Source organism: Pseudomonas sp. MWU13-2862, assembly GCF_023242495.1.
In the GTDB taxonomy this organism is placed as follows: Bacteria; Pseudomonadota; Gammaproteobacteria; order Pseudomonadales; family Pseudomonadaceae; genus Aquipseudomonas; species Aquipseudomonas gingeri_D.
In genome coordinates this window covers 70,284-95,516 of the sequence record NZ_JALMEZ010000022.1, presented here as the reverse complement: position 1 = coordinate 95,516, position 25,233 = coordinate 70,284, and the positions used below count along the sequence as shown (strand labels likewise).

20 protein-coding genes and 2 pseudogenes are annotated in these 25,233 nt (G+C 60.5%); 7 read left to right on the top strand and 15 right to left on the bottom strand.

Annotated features, from left to right (window positions below; genetic code table 11):
* Positions 1-3 precede the first annotated feature (3 nt).
* Entirely contained in the window at positions 4-426 is a 423-nt protein-coding gene (locus M5C56_RS30000; RefSeq protein ID WP_349292294.1) for a very short patch repair endonuclease, read from the bottom strand.
* 34 nt (positions 427-460) lie between these two features.
* On the opposite strand from M5C56_RS30000, the gene dcm reads away from it, so the two are divergent.
* The 4 genes and pseudogenes from dcm (at position 461) to M5C56_RS29980 (ending at position 4,753) form a co-directional block, all read left to right on the top strand.
* Positions 461-2,167: a DNA (cytosine-5-)-methyltransferase gene (gene dcm / locus M5C56_RS29995; RefSeq protein ID WP_247263425.1), complete on the top strand. Its 1,707-nt coding sequence runs from the start codon at positions 461-463 to the stop codon at positions 2,165-2,167.
* An 855-nt stretch (positions 2,168-3,022) separates the two neighbouring features.
* The gene (locus tag M5C56_RS29990) at positions 3,023-3,544 is read left to right on the top strand and encodes a LasR-specific antiactivator QslA (RefSeq protein ID WP_100941575.1); all 522 of its coding nucleotides are present in this window, start codon (positions 3,023-3,025) and stop codon (positions 3,542-3,544) included.
* 263 nt (positions 3,545-3,807) lie between these two features.
* Positions 3,808-4,395 (top strand): annotated as a pseudogene (locus M5C56_RS29985) (Appr-1-p processing protein); the annotation flags it as partial.
* Positions 4,396-4,492: 97 nt separating this feature from the next.
* Complete coding sequence (locus M5C56_RS29980) at positions 4,493-4,753, top strand: DUF2442 domain-containing protein (RefSeq protein WP_348648053.1); 261 nt, start codon at positions 4,493-4,495, stop codon at positions 4,751-4,753.
* 38 nt (positions 4,754-4,791) lie between these two features.
* On the opposite strand, the gene M5C56_RS29975 is transcribed toward M5C56_RS29980, so the two are convergent.
* The 10 genes and pseudogenes from M5C56_RS29975 to M5C56_RS29930 form a co-directional block, all read right to left on the bottom strand.
* Entirely contained in the window at positions 4,792-5,094 is a 303-nt protein-coding gene (locus M5C56_RS29975; RefSeq protein WP_103497119.1) for a transcriptional regulator, read from the bottom strand.
* Positions 5,095-5,115: 21 nt separating this feature from the next.
* Positions 5,116-6,648 carry a Fic family protein gene (locus M5C56_RS29970; protein ID WP_103497118.1) on the bottom strand — a complete coding sequence of 511 codons (1,533 nt, stop codon included), beginning with the start codon at positions 6,646-6,648 and terminating at the stop codon, positions 5,116-5,118.
* A 318-nt stretch (positions 6,649-6,966) separates the two neighbouring features.
* Positions 6,967-7,785, bottom strand: coding sequence for a DUF2135 domain-containing protein (locus M5C56_RS29965; protein WP_103497117.1), 819 nt, complete (start codon positions 7,783-7,785; stop codon positions 6,967-6,969).
* A 3-nt stretch (positions 7,786-7,788) separates the two neighbouring features.
* Complete coding sequence (locus M5C56_RS29960) at positions 7,789-9,435, bottom strand: DUF2300 domain-containing protein (RefSeq protein WP_103497116.1); 1,647 nt, start codon at positions 9,433-9,435, stop codon at positions 7,789-7,791.
* Between the two features lies 1 nt (position 9,436).
* Entirely contained in the window at positions 9,437-14,008 is a 4,572-nt protein-coding gene (locus M5C56_RS29955) for an alpha-2-macroglobulin (RefSeq protein ID WP_103497115.1), read from the bottom strand.
* A complete protein-coding gene (locus M5C56_RS29950; protein ID WP_177145654.1) occupies positions 14,005-14,655 on the bottom strand; it encodes a DUF1175 family protein in 651 nt (216 codons plus the stop codon). The genes M5C56_RS29955 and M5C56_RS29950 overlap by 4 nt, the downstream gene beginning before the upstream one ends.
* Positions 14,652-16,376 carry a DUF2138 domain-containing protein gene (locus M5C56_RS29945; protein ID WP_103497121.1) on the bottom strand — a complete coding sequence of 575 codons (1,725 nt, stop codon included), beginning with the start codon at positions 16,374-16,376 and terminating at the stop codon, positions 14,652-14,654. The genes M5C56_RS29950 and M5C56_RS29945 overlap by 4 nt, the downstream gene beginning before the upstream one ends.
* 35 nt (positions 16,377-16,411) lie before the next feature.
* Complete coding sequence (locus M5C56_RS29940) at positions 16,412-17,203, bottom strand: DUF2135 domain-containing protein (RefSeq protein WP_100944404.1); 792 nt, start codon at positions 17,201-17,203, stop codon at positions 16,412-16,414.
* Positions 17,204-17,541: 338 nt separating this feature from the next.
* Positions 17,542-17,646: pseudogene (locus M5C56_RS29935) on the bottom strand (transcriptional regulator); the annotation flags it as partial.
* Positions 17,647-17,842: 196 nt separating this feature from the next.
* Positions 17,843-19,297 (bottom strand): MFS transporter, encoded by a 1,455-nt coding sequence (locus M5C56_RS29930; protein ID WP_103497114.1) that lies wholly within the window; start codon positions 19,295-19,297, stop codon positions 17,843-17,845.
* A gap of 273 nt (positions 19,298-19,570) precedes the next feature.
* Here M5C56_RS29930 and M5C56_RS29925 point away from each other — a divergent pair, with 273 nt between their 5' ends.
* The 3 genes from M5C56_RS29925 (at position 19,571) to dxs (ending at position 22,708) form a co-directional block, all read left to right on the top strand.
* The gene (locus M5C56_RS29925; RefSeq protein WP_100944400.1) at positions 19,571-19,813 is read left to right on the top strand and encodes an exodeoxyribonuclease VII small subunit; all 243 of its coding nucleotides are present in this window, start codon (positions 19,571-19,573) and stop codon (positions 19,811-19,813) included.
* Positions 19,810-20,697, top strand: a complete 888-nt coding sequence (ispA, locus tag M5C56_RS29920) for a (2E,6E)-farnesyl diphosphate synthase (RefSeq protein WP_103497113.1) — start codon at positions 19,810-19,812, stop codon at positions 20,695-20,697. The genes M5C56_RS29925 and ispA overlap by 4 nt, the downstream gene beginning before the upstream one ends.
* Positions 20,698-20,809: 112 nt before the next feature.
* The gene (dxs, locus tag M5C56_RS29915; RefSeq protein WP_103497112.1) at positions 20,810-22,708 is read left to right on the top strand and encodes a 1-deoxy-D-xylulose-5-phosphate synthase; all 1,899 of its coding nucleotides are present in this window, start codon (positions 20,810-20,812) and stop codon (positions 22,706-22,708) included.
* A gap of 50 nt (positions 22,709-22,758) precedes the next feature.
* On the opposite strand, the gene M5C56_RS29910 is transcribed toward dxs, so the two are convergent.
* From M5C56_RS29910 to M5C56_RS29895, 4 genes are all read right to left on the bottom strand, one after another.
* Positions 22,759-23,115 (bottom strand): transcriptional regulator, encoded by a 357-nt coding sequence (locus tag M5C56_RS29910; RefSeq protein ID WP_103497111.1) that lies wholly within the window; start codon positions 23,113-23,115, stop codon positions 22,759-22,761.
* A 192-nt stretch (positions 23,116-23,307) separates the two neighbouring features.
* A complete protein-coding gene (locus M5C56_RS29905) occupies positions 23,308-23,727 on the bottom strand; it encodes an MFS transporter (protein ID WP_103497110.1) in 420 nt (139 codons plus the stop codon).
* Positions 23,724-24,341: a GTP cyclohydrolase II gene (gene ribA, locus M5C56_RS29900; RefSeq protein WP_177101683.1), complete on the bottom strand. Its 618-nt coding sequence runs from the start codon at positions 24,339-24,341 to the stop codon at positions 23,724-23,726. The genes M5C56_RS29905 and ribA overlap by 4 nt, the downstream gene beginning before the upstream one ends.
* Positions 24,342-24,440: 99 nt before the next feature.
* On the bottom strand, positions 24,441-25,223 hold the full coding sequence (locus M5C56_RS29895) for a transporter substrate-binding domain-containing protein (RefSeq protein ID WP_103497108.1): 783 nt from the start codon (positions 25,221-25,223) through the stop codon (positions 24,441-24,443).
* Positions 25,224-25,233 lie beyond the last annotated feature (10 nt).

The window sequence follows — 25,233 nt, the reverse complement described above, 5'->3', positions numbered from 1 at the left end:
ACCTCACAAGGGAGGTGATGCAGGAAAGGCGGGCCACGATACGAATTTTTGATTACAATCCTGCACGGCTTCCAGTAGCCAATTCATATCCGTTTCCGGTCCGCGTATACCGCACTCCCACAGCTCAAAGACACGCCACCCTTGCTGCAGCAATTCGTTGCGAATCCTGAGGTCTCGCTTCACGTTCTGGTCAAATTTCAATCGCCAGAACTCCTCTCGAGTCTTGGGTGTGGTGGCATATCTGCAGCCTGGGTGCCGATGCCAGAAGCAGCCGTGAACAAAGATGCAGACCCGGTAGCGAGACAGCACCAAATCGGGTCTTCCTGGAAGACCTTTTTGGTGCAGGCGATACCTGAAGCCATGCCGATGCAGCAACCTTCGAACCTTCATTTCAGGGGAGGTATTACTGCTGCGGATGCCAGCCATCATGCGAGACCTGACTTCTTTGCTGACTATGTCCATGAATGATTCCCAGATGAACCTGGCGCTGCCAAAAGATATGCCCCTTGAGCCTACCGGATCGCTATCGAAACCGATCCAGATCGTAGACCTCTTTGCCGGCCCAGGAGGGCTGGGCGAAGGCTTCACGTCGTCTGGCGCGGGTAAACACTTCGAAATCGTCGTCTCAGCAGAAAAGGACCCCAAGGCCTGGCAAACGCTCCGTCTAAGGGCCTTCTACAGACTGCTCAAAAAAGACAGGCCAGAACGTCTTGCCGAATATTACAGCTACTGCAATGACCCTAAAGCGCCAGAAGCCTTCTCGCCATCCCCTGATACGCAAGATCTCTGGGACAAAGCGGGAGAGGAAGCCAAATGCATCACGCTAGGAAGCGAAGACGGCAACACAATCCTGGATGACGCCCTAGAGTATGGGCTTACGGAGGAACGCCCATGGGTTCTGATCGGTGGGCCTCCATGTCAGGCATATTCGATCGTGGGGCGGGCTCGTAATCAGGCCAAGGCCGACTACAAAGCTGAAGACGATCACCGTCACTTCCTTTACAAGGAATACCTGCGAATCATTCGGGAAAAGCAGCCCACAGTCTTCGTGATGGAGAACGTGAAAGGCATCCTGTCTTCGAAAATCAACAACGAGCGAATTTTCTCAAACATCCTGAAAGACCTTTCAGATCCTGGTCAGGCGCTTGAAAAAGGTGCGGGAAAACAATATCGAATCTACTCCTTAGCAACCGGCGCATCCTTCGGACCAGGTGACGATGTCGATAAGATTGACCCAAGGGCCTTCATCATAAAGGCTGAGGACTACGGTATTCCGCAAGCACGGCACCGAGTCATTCTGCTAGGCATTGCCACCGACAGCCTTCCAGCGTCGAAAGAGGACGTCAAGCTAGAGTCAGGCGAACCAGTGATCTCGGTTGGCCAGATTTTGAAGGAACTGCCAAGACTCCGTAGCGGCCTGACCAAGATGGCTGATAGCCAGGCAAACTGGGCTGCCGTCGTTTCCGAACAACGTAGCCACCTAGTCGCTCAAACCAGCCCTGTAGATATCAAAATGTGGTGCACGCTCCGAGATCTTCAGAAAGAGTTCGAGCCCTCAGTGGTACCAGAAAACGCTGGAGCACGACGGGTAAAACGAGCAGCAAAAAAGGATGACGGTTCAACTGGCGACACAAGCTTGGACAACTGGTATCTGGACCCAAACCTGAACTACTGGTTGAACCACGAGGCCCGTGGGCACATGCCAACCGATCTGCGCAGATACTTGTTTGCCTCTGTTTACGCAGGAATTCACGGCACATCCCCCAAAGGCCATAAAGGATTCTCTTTAGAGGGGCTAGCTCCAGATCATAAAAACTGGGAAAGCGGTAAGTTCAGTGATCGTTTCAGAGTTCAACTGGAGGACAAGCCTGCGACCACCATTACCAGCCACATATCCAAGGATGGGCATTACTTCATCCACTACGACCCAACCCAGTGCCGCAGCCTATCTGTCCGGGAAGCCGCTCGTATCCAGACATTTCCTGATAACTATTTCTTCCAAGGTAACAGGACAGAACAGTTCCACCAGGTTGGTAACGCAGTGCCTCCGCTGCTGGCTTCGAAGATCGCGAAAGTGGTGTTCCGAATTCTGTTCGACAAGGTTGATCTCTACGATAAAGGCACTGTCGAGGAAACCGAACAAAAGGACGACGTAGTCTGTGCTTGAGCTCGGTTTACATCGGCGTCGCTGCAGCGATTGGCTGCTCTTATAGAGAACCAGCTCGCTCAATGCCGAGCCGCTTCGAACGCTCTCAAAAACCAGGCCTCCATCAAGACACTGGCGGAGGTCCAGGGGAGAAGGAAAGTTTTTAACCATCCATAGCTGATGCTCTTGAGGACGGTCCTGAACTTGAGGTCTATGCCTGATCGGAGAGAGCGAAAATTGTCCAACAGACCGTTGGACAATTCCGCAGTGACAAGTCTAGCGGCACCTCCTGGACGAACGCATCGCTGAAATCAAACCTCAACAACACATCAGAAGCAGCAGCTCAGTTTTCAATCGCCTTCCATGGTGACTTCCATGGTGACTTCCATGGTGACTTCCATGGTGACTTCCATGGTGCCAGAGCCTAGCCCCCGACCAAACGCGCGCAACACGAACCGCAAGACATTTCCCTGCCTCTATCGGATACTTCGCACGAAATTTAAGTCCCACTGGAACTTAAACAGCTCTACCCCCTTCGATTAGTCTGGTTGAGTCACGGGCGTTCCCGTGACCGAGTGTCAGAACTCGAACAACCAGGGCGCGGCACGCGCCATAGCTACCCGTAGTCGGCACTTTTGGGCGTCTGGCTGCTGCATCTATGGTGGACCGCGCGAGGCAGGCTTCGGCCTGGCCGGTTTCCTTGGTTGCCGGTTTCTGACCCTCGTGCGGTCCGCCACCCTAACCGTGTCAGAACGGCGGATGGCGGTTCCTTAATCCAACCAGGGACCATAAGGAAAATGACCTACCCTCCTTTTACGCACGGGCACCGCCCACACTGTCTGGCGTCAACATGGCTCGATCACGGAGAACACCTCCATGATTGATCGCTCATTACTCTCCCGCTTGCCCATCCCCGCTCTGATCAAACTCGCCACCCTGAGCCACGACGAAGCGGTCGATCGGCTACGTCATGCCGCCCGGCTCTGCCTGGACGGTGCCCGCTCGCTAGCCTTTGAGGATCAACAACAAAAGGACTTGGCTGACAAACTGATCGAGGATGCCCTTACGCTTTACGATCTGGCCTTGCAGCGGCGGCATCCTCCGCCATTATCCGATTCACCGGCCATGGTTCACGTCAATGCCTCAACCGATTCCCCTTCTGTGCCACCTACACCCTGGGATGATCAGTTTGCTCAGGAAATCGCCAGCGGTACGCGCTGTGCGGAGCGCTGGCTGGAACGGCAAAACACCCAGCCATTGTGGTGGCAACTGACGCAGGCACGTATCAACCATCCGGAAGGGGATCGGCGCAATGCTTTCGAGGCGGGATTTTTAAGACGGTTGCAGCACCACTTGATTGCGGCACAGCACCAGCATGTTCGAAGGTCACCGGGTTAAGCGCTCTGAGCGGTGGACGACTTACTTAGTGACTTCCGCGGTGACTTCCGCGGTGACTTCCGCGGTGACTTCCGCGGTGACTTCCGCGGTGACTTCCGCGGTCGCCCATCAGGCCCCGACTACTCGGGGCCTGATGGGCGACCGCAGTTGATGACGACGATGAGTACTCATGCAAAATGGGGCGCTATCAAACCGAAACGCTAACCCACCATCACCTACTGATCAAAGGACGTCTTGGCATCATGTGCGGCACCGACGCAATGAAAAAATTGACACCAGCACGAGCCCTCATCGCCGAGTTGGTTCGCCGTTACTGGGTTTTAGGCATGGAATGCAGCCTGCTTGAAATCCAAAAGCTGGCTTGGTTTCTCGAGCGCGCCATCGAAAAACTCCCAGGCACGGAGAATCCTTTAAATCTGCAGTTCGTCGCCCACAAATATGGACCTTATGCCAACCGCCTGGATCACCTGCTCGACAACCTCGACGGTAGCTACCTGCACTGCGATAAACGCATCAGTGATGCGGGCATCAACGATGTGATCTGGTTCGATCAGGAACGAAAGTCCTTTTTGCAGGCCTACCTGAAGACTGAAGCCAAAGAGTTCACAAACGTCTTGGAAAGCACCACACAGCTGATTGATGGTTTCGAATCGCCATTTGGTATGGAACTATTGGCCACGGTGGACTGGTTGTTGTATCGCGAAAACGTGGAGCCGACTATTCCTGCGGTGCGCAAGGCTTTACAAGATTGGGAAGGTGGAGCAAATGCGGCCGCTCGTAAAGACAAGCTGTTCGACGATCAATCGCTTGAAATTGCTTTGAAACGATTGGCCGCCAGTAACCTGCACTGAATCCAAGGCCTCTGTCAGGCGACCTTATCCACAAATGAATGATAGCGGTGAGTGCATAACCGGACAGAGCTGTTAGCTAAGTGGAAAAATGACATCCATGAAACGCCCTCGCCTGCAGGCTGTGCAGGCACACCCGGATTTCACGCTGAAGCTGACCTTTGTGAACGGGCAGGTTTTCGACCTGGATCTGAACGACGATATCAAGCACTACCCGGGCTTGAAGCCATTGCACGATTCCAAGGCATTCGCTGGTGCTGCCATTGGCAACGATGGCTGGACCGTTGAATGGACGGAACTGGATATTCAGATCGGGGCTGACACGCTGTACCTGGACACCTTGGGGCGGCAAACCACCTAGCCACTTGGTGGTGACTGACGCAGGCACGTATCAAAAAATCAGTCGTCCTCCCGCTCGTCCTTCACTCGAGTGGTCAGGAGTATGTCCAGTACCTTCATCACCGCCAGCACGGTGCTCAAATCAGGATCGCCTCTGTCGCCAAATGAACGAGCAAGATGCTCCACGGACAGTCCCGACTCACGGGCCATCTTGTCCACACCATAAGCGCGAATCACGACACCGAAGGATTCAGCCGCATCGTCAATGCTGCCACCCTCCAATGAACCCGATAGAAAAAGGGAAATATGCTCCCGATCTCGAAACTCTATCGGGGAAACATCACCATTCAACAAATCACACATTCTTCAGCCACCAAAACAGGTTTACCTTTTCAGCTCAACCGCCAGCCAGCGCCGGCCGGCGTCAGTCAGGCGATACCGTTGCAGGCGACTCTTCGGATGGTCGGCTAATGTCATTTCCAGATAGCCCGCAGTGAGAGCAGGCAAAACATAGGCTTTGCGGAAGTGATCGGCGTTCTTCAATCCCATTGAAGCCTGTAGTTCCTGACGGCTCATTTCGCCCGCAACAACCTTGAGCAGCTCTGCGACTTCCATGGTGACTTCCATGGTGACTTCCATAGTCGTCGCGTCAGGAACCTTTGCACGCGGATGAACCGGCAACCGCACCAGATAGGAAAGCCGCTCATCATCCGTTTCAAATAACGGTGCAGGCGAGCCATTGGCAGCCATCACCTTGAGTATTTTCGGGATGCCCGTCGAACGACCTTCAGTCAGGTCCAGTTCCTTAAGAAACTCGCCAATGCGTCGATTACGATAGCGGCGGCTCACCACCCGACCGGCCTGAAAGTCTTCCAGGCGGATGGAGCGATCAGGTCCCGGAAAGCTCAAAATCACTAATTCTTCGCGGCTGATACGAACCTCAATCGGTTCCCGCTCTTCATAAGATCGGTGATACACCGCATTGACCAGGGCTTCTTCAACCGCTGCGAAAGGAAAGTTCCAGAACCGCGTGGCCTCGGCACGATCCGGGTGCTTGATCACCGTCTCTTGCAAGTAATTACGCTGAATAAAGCTCAGCGCGTCGCGAATCATACTGGCCAACGGGCCTTTGAAGATTTTCTCGTCGAAGCGATCCCCGCCCGGCCCATCAGGAAACCACAGCACATCAATCTGAGTACCTGGGAAAAAGCGCTCGGGCGACTCATTGAAAAACAGCAAACCAATGTTCTTCGGCCAAGGCGACTCCACTGGACCGCCGACCACATTCATCTGCCGCCCCAGCGCCTCAACAGACAAGCTCGCAGCTTCATCTGCCAACGCACTGCCCACTTCCTGCAAGAACTCCTGCATCAACGGCTTCGACAGTTCGGTGACACGCGCTCTCTGATGAAAGCGATCATCAAACGGCACCTTGGCAGTGAGGCTCAATAGTTCCTGCTCGACCTCGCCCTTGGCCTCCACCGTGCTACTAAAGCGGCGGATGTAGTAATGCCAGACTTTCTGCTTGGCGGTCACAGAGGCTGGTGCCTTGTAAGGCCGGTTCTGCCCGCCGGGTGCCCATAAAACGATCAGGTTACGACCTTCGACCCGTTCCACACTGAGCACCGGAAAGTACGCGGGTTGAATCAACTGGCAGGCCGCCAGCAATTCCTGCTGGATTTTATCCAGTTGATTATCGGCCAGGCCCATAGGAGGAAACAGCGGCTGACCGTCTGTATCACAATCCTGCCCGATGACCACATAGCCGCCACCCAGGTTTTCAAAGTCATTGGCGAAAGCGCAGAGCGTGCGCAGGATAGCGTCAGGATTCCAGCCCGTTTTGTACTCGATGCGCTCGCCTTCAACCGTGCGTTGGCGCAACAGGTCATCGAGATTAATGGGCAGTTTATTAGGCATGGTAGGCGCGGCTTCCAATAGATCGACCTGGGTCGGGACTTTACCGATTATGGGAGGAGCCGGCCCAGCGGCGTATGCTGACGTGCCCCTCTTTACCTTAGCCGCGCATCGTTAACCATCACACAGAGACTGTCTGTCGCCCAACATCCTCGTCGAGCATCAGCATTTGGGATCAGATAAGAGCGAAATTTCCGACGTGTCGCTAAAACTCGATTTCAGCGACACGTTATTCCCTCATGTCGCCGTCAGCGACATATCCCCACCACGTGTCGTCAAAACCGCAAAACAGCGACACGTTAGGCCAGGACCGGGGCATTCTCAGGGGTAACTAAACCGCCTCGCCAACGTCAGCTCCCCCGGTGCCCGCATAGGCACGATGAACGACTCCATCTTCTCGTTCACCGTCCCCTCTTCCGTAATCACCGTGACCTTCGCCGTGGTCAGAGGCTGCACGGCATTTTCCTGCCCGCCGCTCTCGTCATCGTCACTGCGATAACCGCCACCGAAGTAGTTCACATAGATCAGGTACTGGCCCTTGATCGGTGCGGGCATGGAGAAAATCTCCGGGCCGTAACCCGTGGTCACGTCCACATCCAACGCCGCGCCATTGGGGGCAACACGGTCGCCGTACCAGATATGCGCGCCATCCGGCGTCACCACATGCAGGTCCAGGTCAGTGCCGTCCGTATCCCACGACAACAGAATCCGCAACTTGGCCGGCGTAGCACCACCGCCCACATTCAGAAACTGCACGCGCTTGCGCTGCTGCCCATCCGGGCTACGTACCTCAACGCTGTTGCTCCCAGTGGGAAACGAAAACGGCCGATCAAAATTCCCCGACTCATCGATCTTCAACGGCATGCTCACGCCATTGATGATCAGGTTTCCCGGCACCCTGGCACTCTTCGGGGCGCCCTTGATCATGCCCATGATCCGCGCCGTGTCCGCCTGGCCCGCCGGGGTGTTGACCGACGAGGCCGGGTAGTTGACGGTCTGGCGGAAGTGTTCGCCGTCCGGGGAGCCGGCGTGCCAGCCGCCCTTGGGGGTGTCGAGCTGGATGCCGCTGTCGGCATGAGCCACGTTCAGCACAACCAGGGCGCTGAGGAACAGGACAACGGTGGAGATGCGCAATTTCATGGCCTATTCCAGTAACAGGTGACGGGCAAGCCCTTCGACGTAATCTTCGTCCTGGCCGTTCGGATGGGCCTCGAACGCCAGGTGCAGGTATTCATGGGTCAGATCGAGGCGGTCCTGTTGGGTCAGCACGCCGCGCACATAAATGCGCTGGCGTTCGCGGTCGACATAGGGCCGGCCATAGGACACCCGGCAAACGGCAAACTGGCTCAATTCGTTATAGCCGACTTCCTGGTCCAGGCGCTGACGCCAGACGCGACGCTGTTTCAGCAGCCACTCCTGCGCCGCTGGCAACGGTTCGCACGAAGCCACCGGGTTGTCCCAACGGCTCAGGCTCGCGCGCGGGTAAGCGTGCTGGAGAATCTGGTCGTAACGCTCGCCGCCGTTGGCCTGTTCCACCGCCTGTTGCCAGGACAGCTTGTCCGGGCCGGGCTGGTCAGAGTGATAGGTCACCGGACTGCCCGCCAACACCAGGTCGCTGGTCCAGGCCGCGATACCCCGAGCTTCGGCAGTGGCAGGACGTGGAGCAACACGCTGACGGCCGCTGCTGTCGTCAATGCTCAGGCAGTCGCCGCTACGGCCAGCGTTCTGCAACAGGTAGGTGCGAATCGCCACGGCCAGGGCCTTGGCGGCTTCGATGGGTTCGGTCTTGGCTTCGCGTTGCAGGACGCGGGCGACATATTCCTCACGGTCCAGCCGGGCGACCAGTTGCGGCTGGCCGGCGTTCTGCAGCAGGAAGAGTTCGCCCGCGCTCTCGATCTCCAACTGGTTGCCGTTGGCGAAGTCAACTCGGTAGTGGCCTTGCAAGGCACCGTTGGGAGCGGCTTGGCCGTCGGCGCGGGTGACGCCTTTCAGCGGATAACGAGAGAACAGATCGACCTGCACGCAACGCCCGGCATCCTCGGACGACGGTGATGGCAAGAAGTTGCCCAGCACATCCGAGTAGTGCCGCAGCACCATCTGGCTGGTGCCGCGACCACCCACCCAAAGCGGCGTACCGTCTTCCAGCCAACCGGCAAAACCGCCCTGCCGTGACTGCGAGTCATGGTCGCCAAGCCAGCTCCACGTCTTAACCCGCACGCGCCCGCCCAACAGCCCCACCGCCTGACCATCGGCGGCATTGAGCACCACGTCCAGTAGCAGTTTGCGCGCAGTCGCCTGAGCCGGCAGCGTGCGTAACGCTTCCAGCAGTTGCACCACGGGCACACGGGTTTGCGGTTGCAGTTGATTGAAACTCAACAGCCAGGTGGGCGCCTGCCGTGCCTGCCAGTAATCGCGCCATTGGCCGTCATCGATCTTCAAACGCTTGGGATCAAAGTACAAACCACAGGAACGGACCAACGCAGCATCCCGGGCAATGCTGCCCCCCGGAGTACAGCAATAGACTTCCTCATGATCCTGACCATGGCAATCGTAGGCCGGCTCCTGCTGGTTGGTGTCCACCAACCAGGCATAGACAAAGAGTTTCCACAGGCTCCCCAGCGGTGTTTGCAGATCCGCCGACAGCGGCTCGCGGTTGAGCACCTGGGTGGTATTCAACTGCACCAGCTCATAACCGTCGACGGTTTTCCAGGCCAGACGCAAGGGCGCTTCCTCTGCCGTCGCCAGCAGAGGAACGATGCACAACAGTAGCCAGGCCAGTGGGCGGGTCATGTCATTCGACCGTGATCTGCCCAAGGGCCGGCTTCTGTTCCTGGGCCTGATGCTCTGGCGCATAGATCTGGCTGAAACGCGCTGGCGGCAGCTTGAACTGGCCCTTCTGCGAGAAGCGGATCAGGTGGCGTAGACGCACTTCGCCGTTGAGGCTGTTGACCGGCACACCGTAGGCCATCTGCCCCGGTTCGAAGTGCGCCTTCTCCAACGGCGTGGCTTCGGCACCGGCCAACCCAGCGAGGTTGACACCCCAGGTGGTGCGCTCAACGTCCGCACCTGGCGGCAACGGCACTTCCAGCATGCCGTAGCGCAGCGGTTTGGGGCTCTTGGTGGTGAGGATCACTTCGTCCAGATAGAGACTGTCGCTGGACAATGGTTTGTCGCCCACGGCCTTGAGGCTGAAGGTGTAGGCGTCATCGCCCGGCACCAGTTCCAGCAGGCGGCGCTTGATCTGCACCGGCAGGTCGTCCGGGATTTTCTGCTGGCTGAGGTAGCTCAGTTTGGCCCGCAATGGACGCTCCTGTGCACCGCTCACGGTCAGCACGCTCGGGATACCCGCGCCCTGCCATTGCCAGTAGTTTTCACCGGTCCCGCCCTGCCGCGCTTGCCAACCTTCGCCCGGGGTCAGGGTGAGCGTTTTCGGAGTCTGCTCGACACTGCGTTGCAGCCAGGTCAGGGCCAATGCGCGCTCCAGGGTGGATTGCTGCGGCAGCAGGCGCTGCAACAGGTCCTGGGCCAGGTCGGCGTTGAACGGTTTGATCGACAGGTTCAAGGCACTGGCGAACGGCTGCGAGCTGGCGCCTAGGCGCTGTTCGGCCGCGGGCAGTTGCTTGCTGAACGCATCCGGCAAAGCGACTTTGCTCTGGCGCGCCAGGGCAGCAGTCAGTACCCGCGCACTGGCCAGGCCCAGAGCCGAATCCGGTGCGCTCATGATCACGCTGTCCTGGCCATCGTCCATCAGGTTGCCGTCGGCGCCCTCGCCGGCTTTCGCCAGTTCGTCCATCAGGCCGCTCAGCAGGGTGCTCACCGGCAACTGCATGTCCTTGGCGAACGACAGCACCAGCGCCCGTTGCAGCAACGGCGTGACCGAAGCCTGTTTGCCGTAGACATCCAGCACCCGCTGCCAGTGATCCGGCGGCAAGCTGATACCCAGCGCCTTGCTGGCATGCCAGTCGGCGTAATAGGCGTAACCGGTCAGGAAAGCATCCGGTGTGACATCTTCACCCCACCAGGTAAACCAGGCATCCGGGCCAGCCATCGAGACCAGGCGCAGGCGGCTGTTCTGCATGATCAGGCGCAGACGGTCGCGGACCTGGGCGTTGGCCGACAGCGCCGGGTAGGCGATGCTCAATGGCAGCAGTTGGCTGGCGGTCTGTTCAACGCCGCCGTAGGGGTAGCTGAGCAGGTCGTCGAGGTTGGCGCGGAACAGCGCTTGCGGGCTGTCGTCGAGGCGCAGGCGAATATCGCTGGCGTCCGCCGGCAGGTTCAGCGGGGTGTCGCCGCTGGCCACGCTGAGGCTCTGGCTTTGTGTCACTTGCCAGCCATCACCCACTGCACTCAAGCGCACCGCCAGGGCATCCTGGGGCTTGCCATCCTGTTGCAGCTCGGCACTCCAGTCGCCACTGCTCAATGGGGTCGCCGGCAGCGGGATGTAGTTGATGCCTTTGTTCAGGGACAGCGGCAGGCGCTGTTCCTGGCCAGCATAACGAATCACCAGTTCGGTCTTGACCGGTTTGTCGGCCTGGCTGAAAGCGAACAGGCCAAGCTTCGGCTGGTCGCCAGTGCGGAAGTGGGTCGGGCCGCTCCATTTCAGGTACAGCGGTTTGTCGGAACGGATGAACTGGTTCTTCTGCCCCACTTGCCCGGCATCAGCAATGGCCCGGGCGGTGATGCGCCAGCGGGTCAGGGAGTCCGGCATGCGGAAGGTGAAACGCACCTTGCCGTTGGCGTCGGTCACCAGCTCCGGCTGCCAGGCGGCGGTGTCGACGTCTTCACGACGCGGCCGCTCCAGCACTTTCACCCCACGCTCGCTGCGGTTGGCCTTGCCCGGCGCGCCAGGGCTGCCCGGCAATGCCACGTCGTAGCTGATAAACGACAGGCTGGCGCTGGTGCGCACGTTGTTGCGCCGTGGGTGGTAGAAGAACTGGTCGATGCTCGGCGCCACTTCCGGTTGCAGCGCGTAGATCATTTCATCCACCACGCTGACGGTCAGGTGCGCCGGGATCGGCTTGCCGGCGAACTGGGTGGTCAGGTCCACCGAGACGGTGTCGCCCGGTTGGTAGCTGTCCTTGTCGGTGGAGATGGCCACATCGATCTGCGGTGTGGTGACCTTGAGGCCGGCGTTCTGGAAGCTGTATTCGCCGCCCTTGGTGTAGAGCACCGAGAAGGTCAGGTTGGGGGCGTAGTTGTCCTTCACCGGAATCCGCGCACGGTATTGGGTGTCGCTGATTTTTTCCAGGCGCAACCAGTCGCCGCCCTTGGACAGCAACGCGGTGGCCTCGACCTTGTCGCGTTCCAGAGACAGCAGCGCGTCGGTGACCGGCTCCGGGAAGGTGATCAGCGCCAGGGCTTCGTCGCCGGTCTGGTACTCGGGTTTGTCGAGAAGGATTTCCACGGTGCCGGGCACGGCTTTCACGCCATCGCCGGTCACCGAATGGCCGGTGGCGCCGAGGATGCGTTCGTGGTCGTCCTTGAGCGACAGGTTGTAGGTGCCGGGACGGTCGAAGGTGACGCTGAAGCCTTTGTCAGCGGCGCCAAGTTTGCCGCCACCGGTGGACTGGTCTTCCAGGCGGACCCAGCTATAGGTGCTCGGCGTGCCGGCATTGGGCTGAGCGACGGTGGACTCGCTGACGTAGCCAAACGCGACCTTCTCGCCGGTTGCACTGAAACGCTGCGGTGCCGACAGGCGATAGCGCGCCGCGCCACGCTCGATGAGGATTTCCTTGGTGGTCTTGACCCGATACGCCGCGCCATCGCTGGCGAACACGGTGAGCATGTAGCGGCTCGGTTTTTCTGCAGCCGGCAGATCAAGCACGGCCTGGCCCTTGTCGTCGGTGGTCAGTTCGGCTCTGGTCAGTTCCACCGGGAATTGCCCGAGGTATTGCAGCTCGTTGTCGACCATGGACAGTTGCTGGGCACGCAGGCTCAGTTGCACACGGGCATCGGCCACTGGCTTGCCGTCCGGGTAGAGCAGCAGCAATTTGCCCTTGATCGGCTCGCCAGTGCGGAAGTCCTGCTTGGCCAGGTCCATGGAAATTTCAAAGTGCGGCTTGATGTATTCGGCGACGCGAAAGGCGCTGCTGTAGGTCTGGTCGCGGTAGTTGAAACGCAACTCGTAACCGCCGGCCACGGCGTTGTCCGGCAGTTGGAAACGGCCCTGGGTACCGGACTTGGCGTCCAGGTTCAGGTCCAACGTCTGCAAGGTGGTGCCGGTCGCATCCAGCACGCTGACGCGCACCGGGGCGGTGGTCGGGTTGACCGAGTCACGGGCATTCTTGAATTCGCGACCGACGATCTTCATCGATACCCAATCCCCCGGCCGGTACAGCGGCCGGTCGGTGAAGGCGTAGAGCTTGGTGTCGTAGATTTCGCTGTCGTAGTAGAAGTTCTCGGAGACGAACACACCGCCTTCGTCGTCCTCGCCGATCATGAACGAGCGCTCCGGGCTGACGTGCTTGAGGCGCAGCAGGCCATCGGCATCGGTCTCGCCACTGCTCATGACGCCCAGGCCGTCGGTCCACAGCACTTTGACCTTCGGTACCGAGCTGCCTTCATGTTTGCGTGCCGCCCAAACCAGCAACTCGTCGCCGGCAATCTTGCTCACGGCCACGGTGTTGGAGACGAATACCACGGTGGTCGCACGGTATTTGCCGATCAGCGCTTCCACCAGGTACAGGCCCGGCTTGAGTTTACCCAGCGGGATATAGACGTTGCCGGGTGCGACGCTGATGAACTGGCTGGAGGAGCCGGCCAGGTCGACGCCCTTCGGCGGCTGGATCGGCTTGGCGTCCCACAGCGGGTAGCGGAACTGGCTGACCAGCGGCAGGCCGGGCAGCGGCGCGTATTGCGGGTGGTTGTCATACGGGGTCGGCGCGGCGATGGCCTGGCCCATTTTCAGTTCCGGTACTTCCTCGGTCACTTGCTTGCGCGACTCGTAGGAGAACGCCCGCTGCATCACCCGACGGGATTTGCGGTACCAGTTGTCCCACAGGTAGGCCAGGGTGTTGGACAGCCCTTCACCCTTGAACTGGCCGTCGCTGACCACCCGATGCAGATTTTTCTGGCGCTTGAGGAATTCCAGCGGCTGGTCGATGCGGTACACGCGGATATCCGCGCCGCCGTAGGGCTCCATGCGGAAACGCCGGTAGTCACGGCCCGGTGCTTCGAGGCGGACCAGGGCCTGCTCGTCGCTGGCGAAGCTGCTGTCGGCCAGCAGGAAGAAACTCTCGCCGGCCACCGGCGTGTAGTTGCTCGGCGGCACGGAATCATCGGCGGCGCCGGCGACAACCGGCAGCAGCACGGCCAGGGCGAAAACCATTCGGGAAAACAGACGCTTCATGGGAGACCCGTTCATCGAGAGAGGAAGTTCAGCCGGTAGACGCCGATGAAGTTGGGGTTCGTTGCATCGGGTATCCATCGGGTGTCCTTCCATGTCATGAGTTGCTGCACGCTGGCGGAGCGCATGCCGTTATCGGTGGGGGTGGTGGTGCCGGTGTGATAGGCGATGTTGCGGCCCATCCAGATCATCAGGTGCTGGTCGTCGCCCTGGTCGAAGAACAGCAGGTCACCGGGCCGCGCCTGGTTGAGGTCGCGGCTGACCAGTTGGCTGTTGAACTGGATCAGCTTGATCGCATTGACATAGGGCCCGACCTTGCCGCCGCCCTGCTGCCATTGCTGGGCCAGGTTGCGCTGGCCCTCGCTCAGGACCAGTTCGGGCGGCAGGTAGCGGTTGGACAAGCCATTGGCCCGCAACCATTTGTCGTCATGGGTTTTCAACGCTTCGTTGGCGGCGAAGCGCACCAGGCCGGCGCAGTCCTGCTGGTACCAGCGCGGACTCGGGCCCTGGGTCAGTTGCTCCTGGGCGATGCGCACGAACCAGGCGCGGAACACCTGGGACTGCTCGACATCCAGGGGCGGTGTTTCGAGGGCGAATACGGGCGCACTGAACGCGGTGTTCAGTAGTAGCGCCAGCAAGCCCAACCTCTTGAACAGAGGAATCACATTGCACGCCATTGCAAAGGCAACCACTGCCAGTGGCCGTCCGGCTCACTGCCTTCCGGCAGGGTCAGGGCATACTTACCGAAACCGGCGAGCTTTTGCAGCTTGGGAATCAGGTGGGTCTGGGCGGCGTTGCGGAACACCGGTTCCATGTCCTGGGGCAGGCTGTCGAGGGTTTCCTGTTGCATCAGTTGCGCCAGGGAATCCGGGCCGAGGTAGACCGGCATCAGCACATCCTTGGGCAGCACGTCGGCCAGCGGCGGGAAGTGCTTGTCGAGGGTGCCGAGGGCCTTGTCCACCAGCTTGTCGTCCAGGGAGAACAGCAAGGTCGAACCGTGTCGCGCCAGGCTTACGCGGAAGAAACCCTTGCCGGTGATGGCGTCGGGGTTCTCGGCTTCCTTGGCGGCGTACTGGCCGAAGCTCGAACTGACCTGGCGCTTCCACTCATGGACGCCGTCTTTCTGTTGCTCAGCGATAGGGAACAGACCGCCGTCGACATTGCTTTCCTTGCTCCCGACCATGGAGCCGAAGAGTTTGCCCAGGTCGGCGTCGAGGCTGTCGTTGTCCTTGGTCAGGTTGGCCACCAGCAACGGCGTATAGAGGCGCGAGTCGGCGTACCAGCAGAGTCCGGCGGCACCGCTCATGTGTTCGGTGAGCTTCTTCGCGGTGGCCTCGTCGGCACCGAGTTTGACCAACAGCGGTTGTTGCTGCTCGGCGGCCAGTGACAGGGCAACGCAGGCGCTGGCGCCTACCGGCATGGCTTGCCAGATCGGCTTGAAATCGAAGTCGGCGGCTTTGTCCTGCTCATCCAGGGCGAGAAAGCTGTGCCAGCCCTTGTCGTCCATATCCAGGCGCAGGCCGGCGAAGTTGGGGATAAAGCGCTGGTAACCCATGGCCAGGACGCTGGACGCAATCGAGATGCGCTGCTTCACGACCGTTTCGCGGGGCTTGAGACCGAAGGCTTCGGGGAACAGTTTGTCGCCATTGAGCAACGCCGCCAGGGCCTGGGTCGAAACCTCGCCCGGTGCCACTTCGCTGTCGTCGCTGGTTTGCTCATAGAGCCTGTCCGGGTTGGACAACACCACCAGCTTATCGCCACGGGAGGCGAACAGCAGGGCTTTGCTGGCGTTGTAGGCCAGGCGATAGAGCGGCACGCTGTCGCCGCCGACTTTCACTTCGCCGACCTTGGTCAGTTGGGTGTCGTCCAGGGCGACATGGGCCAGGGGCTCAAGCAGTTTGGCCAGGCCGCCGCGGTCCATCACCAGCAGGAAGTCCTTGAGCCGACCATCGGCACCGCGCCACAGGGCGATATCCGCCGGCTGGTCGAAGAGTTGCTCGATCAGGTTGTCCTGCAGCTTGAGGTCATGCTCGTAGATGATCCGCCGCAGACTGCCGATCAGGCCCAGACGGTCGCCGTGGGTTTCGTAGTAGAAAACGAAATCCTCGGTCAGGGTGTCGCGCAGGAACGGCACGCTGAGCAGGTCCTTGGGCAACTGGCTCAGCGACGCGGTTTCCAGCAACGCATCCGGGCGACTGACGCCGAGCTTTTCCAGGGCCAGTTCCGGCGCCGGGGCGGCCGGCTTGTGGTGGAAAAACCAGCCCAGGCCGCCCGCCACCGTACCGGCCACGCAAAGCCCGAGCACAAGGCCCAGCCAACGGCGCGAGCCGGCAGGTTGAGGGGCAGCCGGTACAGCGGCGTCCGGGGAAGCTGTGTTATCGCTCATGTTCGCAAAGCCCATTCATCCGTGGAGCGGGATGTTCAATAGTTGAAGGTCTTGACCAGCAGCAGGTCGCCGATGGCTCGCAGGGGCACGGTGAAGCTCTCGCGCTTTTCATCGACGGTGTTTTCGTTGAGCACCAGGTTGATCTGCGAGGTGATGACCTCGTTCTGATTGGCGCGCTCGGTAAAGTTATAGCCGTCGCTGGCGCTGTAGTTGCCCCAGTAGTTCACATAAATCAGGTAGGTGCCGTGCAGCGGTGCGGTCATGGTGAACATTTCCGGGCCCGGGCCGTCGACGCCGTCCGGGTCGAGGCCGCCGCCATTGGTCAACGCGGGATGCGCGTAGAAGGCGTGCTGGCCGTCGGGGGTGATGATATGGAGGTCGAGTTCGGCCTTGGGGTCGTCCCAGCCAAGGACCACGCGGATACGCGCCGGGGTGATCTGCTTGTTGGCTTCGTAGAACTGCACGCGCTTGAGGGATTTGCCCGTGGAGCTGCGGACTTCGACGCTGTTTGAGCCGGCACCGAAGGCATAGGGCCGGACGAAGCGGCCGGCGTCGTCGGTGTAGAGATTCAGGGGGTTGCCGTTGACCGACAGGATATGGGGCTCACGCGGGCCGGAGGGCGGATTGATCCGGCCTTCGATGGGTGTGCGGCTGCGCTGGATGCCACGGTCGATGGGCGGCGTGGGGTAGGCCACCTGCGGCGCATCTTTGCGGTCGAGGAGACCTGCGTAACGCCAGCCGCCGGTCGGCTCCTGAAGCTCGGCCGAGGGCTCGGCCCAGGCGGTCGTGGCCCAGAGGGCGATCAGGATGGGAAAAAACCGGCGCATCAACAGCCTCCTTGCCATGCTTTATAAAACCCTGCGCAAGATCCACAGCGCACTCCCGACACGGTATCGGTCAGAGAAGACCTGTCGATGACAGGTAGGGGAAGCCGCAGAGGTTAGCGATTCGAAGGTTGTTAGACAATGGAGACAAAGCGGTATTTGTGAGGTGGCTCATCAAATGAACCTGGATCGTCGTTTTTGAACCAAAAATCGCCGAAAAACAAGGCAAAAGGCCATTATTCTGGCAGGATTTCCTGATCGCCCCGTCGCACTTGCATCAATAGGAAACAGGTAGACGATGCCACCCAATCAACCTGCCGGAGCGGCCGTTCGACATTGGTAGCTGCAGTCAATGTCACCCCGGTGACGCGCGCTTCTTTACCCGCTTTCATCTGCCGGACTGAGGCCAGCAGATCCTTCTGGAACTGCTCCCGCTCATCACTCATCACTGAGTTCCTCTTTCCATGGCTTCAAAACCGCGGAAGGCAAGTTGTTGGATTAAGCCATTTGTAATGGCGTGCATGAATAAAAAATACGACATTGCCGTACCTCAGGACAAACCTGTGCCTGTATCGCATTATTACAATCGCGACAGCATCAGCCCTTATCGGCACTCAAATTGGACGCGGGCGCCGAACGACTTCAGGATGCCGCGTCAGCCGCCTGAAGGCGCTCCCGCCGACGGGCATGGCGCGAGGTGAAGAGCACCACCAGCAGCGCCAGCCCGAAAAACGTCGCCGAACTGGTGGCGCCCACGGACAGCGCATGGCTCAAGGCAAACCGCGCCTGGGCGTCAGCATCCAGCCCCGCCGGAGCAGGCGACAAGCGCGCCGCCATGCCGACAATCGCCACGATCACCGCCGTCCCCAGCGAACCACCGACCTGATGCGCGACATTAACCAAGCCCGACGCGGCCCCGGCATTCTGTGGTTCCACCCCGGCGATCCCGGCGCTGGTCAGCGGCACGAACGCCGCGCCGCAACCGATCCCGAGGATGATCAACGGCAGCATCAAATGTGGAAAATAGGCCACGTCCGAGCCCAGCCCGGTCAGCAATGCCATCCCCACCAGCGCCGTCGCCAGCCCGCAGAACAGCATCACCGCCGAACTCATGTACCGCGCCAGCCATTTCACGCCATACACCGACATGGCGAACTGGGTCAGGGTCAGCGCCAGAAACGCCTCACCGGCCTTGAGCGCGGTGTAGCCCAGCACTTCCTGCACATACTGGATCAGGAAGAAGTAGGTGCCGACCATCCCGCCCACCAACAGCATACGGCTGACATAGGCACCCGAGCGCTCGGCACTGGCAAACAGGTGCAGCGGCATGATCGGTTGTTCGGCGCGCCGTTCAATCCAGACAAACAGGCTCAGCAACACCAGGGCGCAGGCCAGCGCGCCGAGGGTCAGGGCGTCATCCCAACCCTGGGCACCGGCCCGGACGAAACAGTAGACCAGCGCGCTCATGCCAAAGGTAACGGTCAACGCCCCCGCCAGATCGAAGTGACCGGTATGCCGTTCGGTTTCCTTCAGATAGCGCCAAGCCAGGGCCAGCAGCGCAATGCCCACCGGCAGGTTGATAAACATCACCCAACGCCAGGACAGCAGGTCAGTCAGCACCCCGCCAAGCACCAGCCCCAGCGCGCCACCACCACCGGACACGGCGGTGTAGAAGCTGATGACCCGCAGTCGCTGAGGCCCCGGCGGGAAGTAGGTCATCATCAGCGCCAGGGTCGAGGGCGCGAGAAATGCCGCGGCAATCCCCTGCACGCCCCGGGCGATCAACAGTTCATGGGCCGACTGGGCCAGGCCGCCCAGCAACGAGGCCAGGGTGAACACCGTCACCGCCACCAGGAACACCCGGCGCCGGCCCAACAGATCGCCGGCCCGGGCGCCGAGCAGCATCATGCCGCCAAAAGCCAGGGTGTAGGCGTTCTGCACCCAGGTCAGGTCGGGAAGCGACAGGTCCAGGGCCTTCTGAATATGCGGCAAAGCGGTATAGAGCACAGTAACGTCGAGCACGATCATCAACTGGCAGGCCAGGATGATCAGCAGCAGTACGCCGGAACCGGGAATACGAGCGGAAGAAGACGCCATGGATCACAGCCTTATGGGTAGAAGCGCAGGAGAACATCGGAGGCGACGAGAGGGAGGTCCGTATCGATCATTCATCCTTGATCGATGAACTACTATAAAAGAGACAACTTTGTGCCGACTAGCAGGACAAACCGGGATACCCCTCATCGAAAATCAGGATAATCATCCAGCACGGGCCAACACTTGACCCATGATTGCCAAACCCTCGCATTTGCCCCTAAACCCGCCGTCTGCTAGTGTCGCGCCCGTTCAACGCCTACCGAGATCGCCGCCATGGCCCGCAAAAAAGCTTCCCTGGACTTCGAGCAATCCCTTGCCGACCTGCAAACCCTGGTCGAACGCCTGGAGAACGGCGAATTGTCGTTGGAAGACTCGCTGACCGCCTTCGAACAAGGCATCCGCCTGACCCGTGACTGCCAGGGCGCCCTGGCCCAGGCCGAGCAGAAGGTGCAGATCCTCCTCGAGCGCGACGGCGAGCTGGCCGAAGAGCCCTTCGACGCGGAACAAGCAGAATGATCAAAGCTTATCAGGCCAGCAGCCAGGCCCGGGTCAACGCCGCACTCGATACCCTGTTCAGCGCCCCCAGTCCCGAACTCGCCCGTCTCTATGAAGCCATGCGCTACAGCGTGATGAATGGCGGCAAACGCGTCCGCCCGCTACTGGCCTACGCCGCCTGCGAAGCCCTCGGTGGCAAGCCGGAACAGGCCAACGGCGCGGCCTGCGCGGTGGAGCTGATCCACGCCTACTCGCTGGTCCACGACGATTTGCCGGCCATGGACGACGACGACCTGCGTCGCGGCCAGCCGACTACCCACAAGGCCTTCGACGAAGCCTGCGCAATCCTCGCCGGCGACGGCCTGCAAAGCCTGGCCTTCAGCGCCCTGCTCGACCCGGGCCTGAGCGACCTGAGCAGCGAGATCCGCCTGAGCATGGTCACCGCCCTGGCCCAGGCCGCCGGCCCGGCCGGCATGGTCGGAGGCCAGGCCATCGACCTCGGTGCGGTGGGTCTCAAGCTCGACCAGAAAGCCCTGGAAACCATGCACCGGCACAAGACCGGCGCGCTGATCGAAGCCAGCGTCAAGCTCGGCGCCCTGGCCAGCGGCCTGGCGCAAAAAGACGAATTGCGCTCGCTGCAGACCTACGCCCAGGCCATCGGCCTGGCTTTCCAGGTGCAGGACGATATTCTCGACGTGGAAAGCGACACCGCCACCCTCGGCAAACGCCAGGGCGCCGATATCGCCCGCGACAAACCGACCTACCCGGCCCTGCTCGGACTGGACGCGGCCAAGGCCTACGCCCTGGAACTGCGCGACCAGGCGCTGCACGCCCTGCGACCGTTTGACGCGTGCGCCGAGCCGTTGAGAGAGCTGGCCCGTTATATCGTCGAACGTCGCAGCTGAGCCAAACGCCGCGCCCAAGGCCGCATATCGGCCAACTTCGACGCTCCGCGTGGGCAGCGTGCGATGCATCAGGTAAACTGCCGCCTCTTCTATACCTATAACGATTCGCCTGATGCCCACGACGTTCCATGAGATTCCCCGCAAGCGCCCGACCACGCCCCTGCTGGACCGTGCCGACACGCCGGCCGGCCTGCGCCGGTTAGGTGAAGCCGAGCTGGAAACCCTGGCCGATGAACTGCGCCTGGAATTGCTCTATTCGGTCGGCCAGACCGGCGGGCACTTCGGTGCCGGCCTCGGCGTGATCGAACTGACCATCGCGTTGCACTATGTCTTCGACACCCCGGACGACCGGCTGGTGTGGGACGTGGGTCATCAGGCGTATCCGCACAAGATCCTCACCGGTCGGCGCGAGCGCATGCACACCCTGCGTCAGAAAGGTGGCCTGGCCGCCTTTCCGCGCCGCTCGGAGAGCGAGTACGACACCTTTGGCGTCGGTCACTCCAGCACCTCCATCAGCGCCGCCCTGGGCATGGCCATCGCCGCTCGCCTGCAGAACAGTGATCGCAAGGCCATCGCCGTGATCGGTGATGGCGCGCTGACCGCCGGCATGGCCTTCGAGGCGCTGAACCACGCGCCGGAAGTCGACGCCAACATGCTGGTGATCCTCAACGACAACGACATGTCGATTTCGCGCAATGTCGGTGGTCTGTCGAACTACCTGGCGAAGATTCTCTCCAGCCGCACCTACGCGAGCATGCGCGAAGGCAGCAAGAAAGTGCTGTCGCGCCTGCCCGGTGCCTGGGAAATCGCCCGTCGTACCGAAGAATACGCCAAGGGCATGCTGGTCCCCGGCACCCTGTTCGAAGAGCTGGGCTGGAACTATATCGGCCCGATCGACGGCCATGACCTGCCGACCCTGATCGCCACCCTGCGCAATATGCGTGACCTCAAGGGCCCGCAGTTCCTGCATGTGGTGACCAAGAAGGGCAAGGGTTTCGCCCCGGCGGAAGTCGACCCGATCGGTTACCACGCGATCACCAAGCTCGAACCCCTGGACGCCCCGGCCGCCGCGCCGAAGAAGGCCAGCGGACCGAAATACTCCGGCGTGTTCGGCGAATGGCTGTGCGACATGGCCGCCGCCGACCCGCGCCTGGTGGGCATTACCCCGGCAATGAAGGAAGGCTCGGACCTCGTGGCCTTCAGCGAGCGTTTCCCGCTGCGCTACTTCGACGTGGCGATTGCCGAGCAGCATGCGGTAACTTTCGCCGCCGGCATGGCCTGCGAAGGCGCCAAGCCGGTGGTGGCGATCTACTCCACCTTCCTGCAACGCGGTTACGACCAGTTGGTGCATGACGTCGCGGTGCAGAACCTCGACGTGCTGTTCGCCATCGACCGCGCCGGGTTGGTGGGCGAAGACGGCCCGACCCACGCCGGCAGTTTCGACCTGTCGTACCTGCGCTGCATCCCCGGCATGCTGGTGATGACGCCGAGTGACGAGAACGAACTGCGCAAGATGCTGACCACCGGCCACCTGTACAACGGTCCGGCGGCAGTGCGTTACCCGCGTGGCACCGGACCGAACGCGACCATCGAGAAAGACCTGGAACCGATCGAGATCGGCAAGGGTGTGGTTCGCCGTCGGGGCAGCAAAGTGGCCTTGCTGGTGTTTGGCGTGCAGTTGACCGAAGCGCTGATCGTCGCCGAGAAGCTCGACGCGACCGTGGTCGACATGCGCTTCGTCAAACCCCTGGATGAAGCCCTGGTACGCGAGATTGCCGGCAGCCATGAGTTGCTGGTGACCATCGAGGAAAACGCCATCATGGGCGGTGCCGGTGCGGCAGTCAGCGAGTTCCTGGCGCGTGACAACCTGCTCAAGCCGATCCTGCACCTGGGTCTGCCGGATGCGTACGTCGAGCATGCGAAGCCGGCGCAGATGCTGGCGGAGTGCGGGTTGGATGTGGCCGGGATCGAAGCATCGGTCAGCGAACGCATGCAGCTTTTGAATCTTTGACTCATACCCAGCGAGAGCCTGCCTCGCTGGGTACAGGTCTCAAACCAACGTCAGTTATTGCGCTTCATCGGGCCGTCCGAGTTGAGATAGCCCGCGCGAATGGCGTCCCCGCAAGTGGAAAAGCCATAGGCATTGACGAAGCCCGTTGACGTGAAGCCGACATAGAGCGGTTGGCGCTTGCCACTTTCATTTTGCAGGTCGTAGTCAAAGCATTGCGCGGTTCCACCCCGAATAGCCGTGATCTGCGAGGGGTTTTGTATTGCCAGCATGTCTTGTTTGCTGACGGTACTACCTTGGGCTGCCTTGCTCGTAACCGGATGATCGCCGAAGTCGAGCAACGTCGATATACCGCCTAAACAACCACTGAGTGTCAATATCGCAGCCACTCCCGCCAATATCAGACGCATGGTTTCCCTCCTGATCAAACTCAATGACTGTCTGCATGCAAACAGAGCTCAAGGCTTGAGCAGAAGAATTTTAGGGAAACCTTCTCAAAGCGTATTGACGGACGCCTCTGAGTATCGAGTAGGAGTATTGGCAGAAGAGCGGCTGATGTGTGCCTGCTAATGGCTCGAGAGCAGCCACCCGCCAGCGAAGCATCAGCCGAGTTGGCGCGGAATGCGATAGAGGTAGAACAGCACCACGCTGGATAACACCAGCAACATCAATGGGACTGCTTCCAGCCCGACGAACACCGCCAGGGTGCCGATCCAGGTCGGCAAGGCGGCCACCACCAGGGCTTTGCGCCGCATGCTGGCCAGCTCGATCCAGGCCGCGGGCTCTTCCGGGCTATCCAGCGCCGCCTGCGTCGCGATCAACGAGCGCTTATAAGCCCCGAAAAACCGCAAGCTGACAAACATCGAGGCCACGCCGGCAATGAAAAACGGCATCGCCAGCACTGGCAGCAAGGGATCGGCCTGACCAAAAAGCCAGTTGGCGACAAACAGCGGCAACACACTCAGCACCAGCTGTTTCCACCAGCCCACCGACAGCCGACGCTTCACCTGACCACGGGTCACGCCGGGTCGGCCTCGCTCTGGTGCTCGTTGCCCATCATATGGCCAAGCTTGCCGGCCTTGGTCGCCAGGTAGAGTTTGTTGTGCGGGTTCTGTCCGGTCTGCAGCGGCACGCGCTCGGCCACGGTGATGCCCATCTCGGTCAAGGCCTTGACCTTGCGCGGATTGTTGGTCATCAGGCGCAAGGACTTGATGCCCAGGTGTTCGAGCATCGGCCGGCAGATGGAATAGTCACGCTGGTCGGCGGCAAAGCCCAGGCGCTCGTTGGCCTCGACCGTGTCGGCGCCACCGTCCTGCAACTCATAGGCACGGATCTTGTTCATCAGGCCGATGCCGCGTCCTTCCTGGCGCAGGTAGAGCAAGACGCCACGACCTTCGAGGGCAATGGCCCGCAGGGCCGCCTCCAGCTGGGATCCGCAATCGCAGCGCTGGCTGAACAAGGCATCGCCGGTCAGGCATTCGGAATGCACACGGCCAAGAACCGGTGCGCCATCCGCCACATCCCCGAGGGTCAGCACGACGTGTTCACGACCGGTGGCTTCTTCGAGAAAGCCATTCATGGTGAAGGTCGCAAAGGGGGTTGGCAGTTTGGAAGCAGCGACGAAAACGACGGGCACCGTGTGCTCCTGATCAGTATGAGGACTGGAAATTCGCAGAGGTCGCATTGTAACAGTAGGTTCCTACAGACGCTTAGGCTGAATTGTCCATGATAACTATCAATAAGTTTGATTCGTCGGCACCGGCGCCGGCAGGGTGTCAAACGGATAAGGTTGCGTCCAGTGCTTGAAAATGGCCCGTAACTCGCCACTTTTGACCAGTTCTTCCATACGCTGATCATACAGGGCCATCAGTGCACGCCCCCGCGCATTGTCGGCAAACCCCAGGTACAGCGGCAGGTCGAGCAAATGGCTGCTCCGGAACATTTCAGGGTGCGCGGCATGTCCCAGTACCTCGTTCACCTCGGACAACGCATCGATGTAATAGTCGGCACGACTGTGGGCCAGCATCGACAAGACACCGTCACGCCGCACGATTTCGTTGTAATGGCGGACGTTGGGCAGGTAATCCTGGTATTTGTAGCCGCGCATCCAGGCCAGACGATAAACACCCAGGGTTTCCAGGCTCGGCTGCGGGTTGCTCGCCAGCCCCAGGGCATAGAGATGATCGACGTCGAAATGCCAGCGCGGATAAAGAGCGCCCTTCACCTCGCGCCGATAAGCCGCGACCCAGGCGTCCGCCTCCCCCCGCTGCACCAGTCCGATGGCCCGAACGTAGGGCTCGGTACTGATCAGCACCTTGACGCCCTTGGGCTCGAAGATCTCGCGCATGATATCCCAGGCCATGCCACGTCCGTCGGCGCCGGTGTAATCGACCCACTCCTCACTGGCAAGGTGGATCACACCGGGCAGAGAGGTTTCCTCACGGGCCTGAACGACATTGCCTACAACGCCACCCGCCCACAGACAGAGCAGCACGACCCACAACCGACAGCCAGACATGCCTGAATCC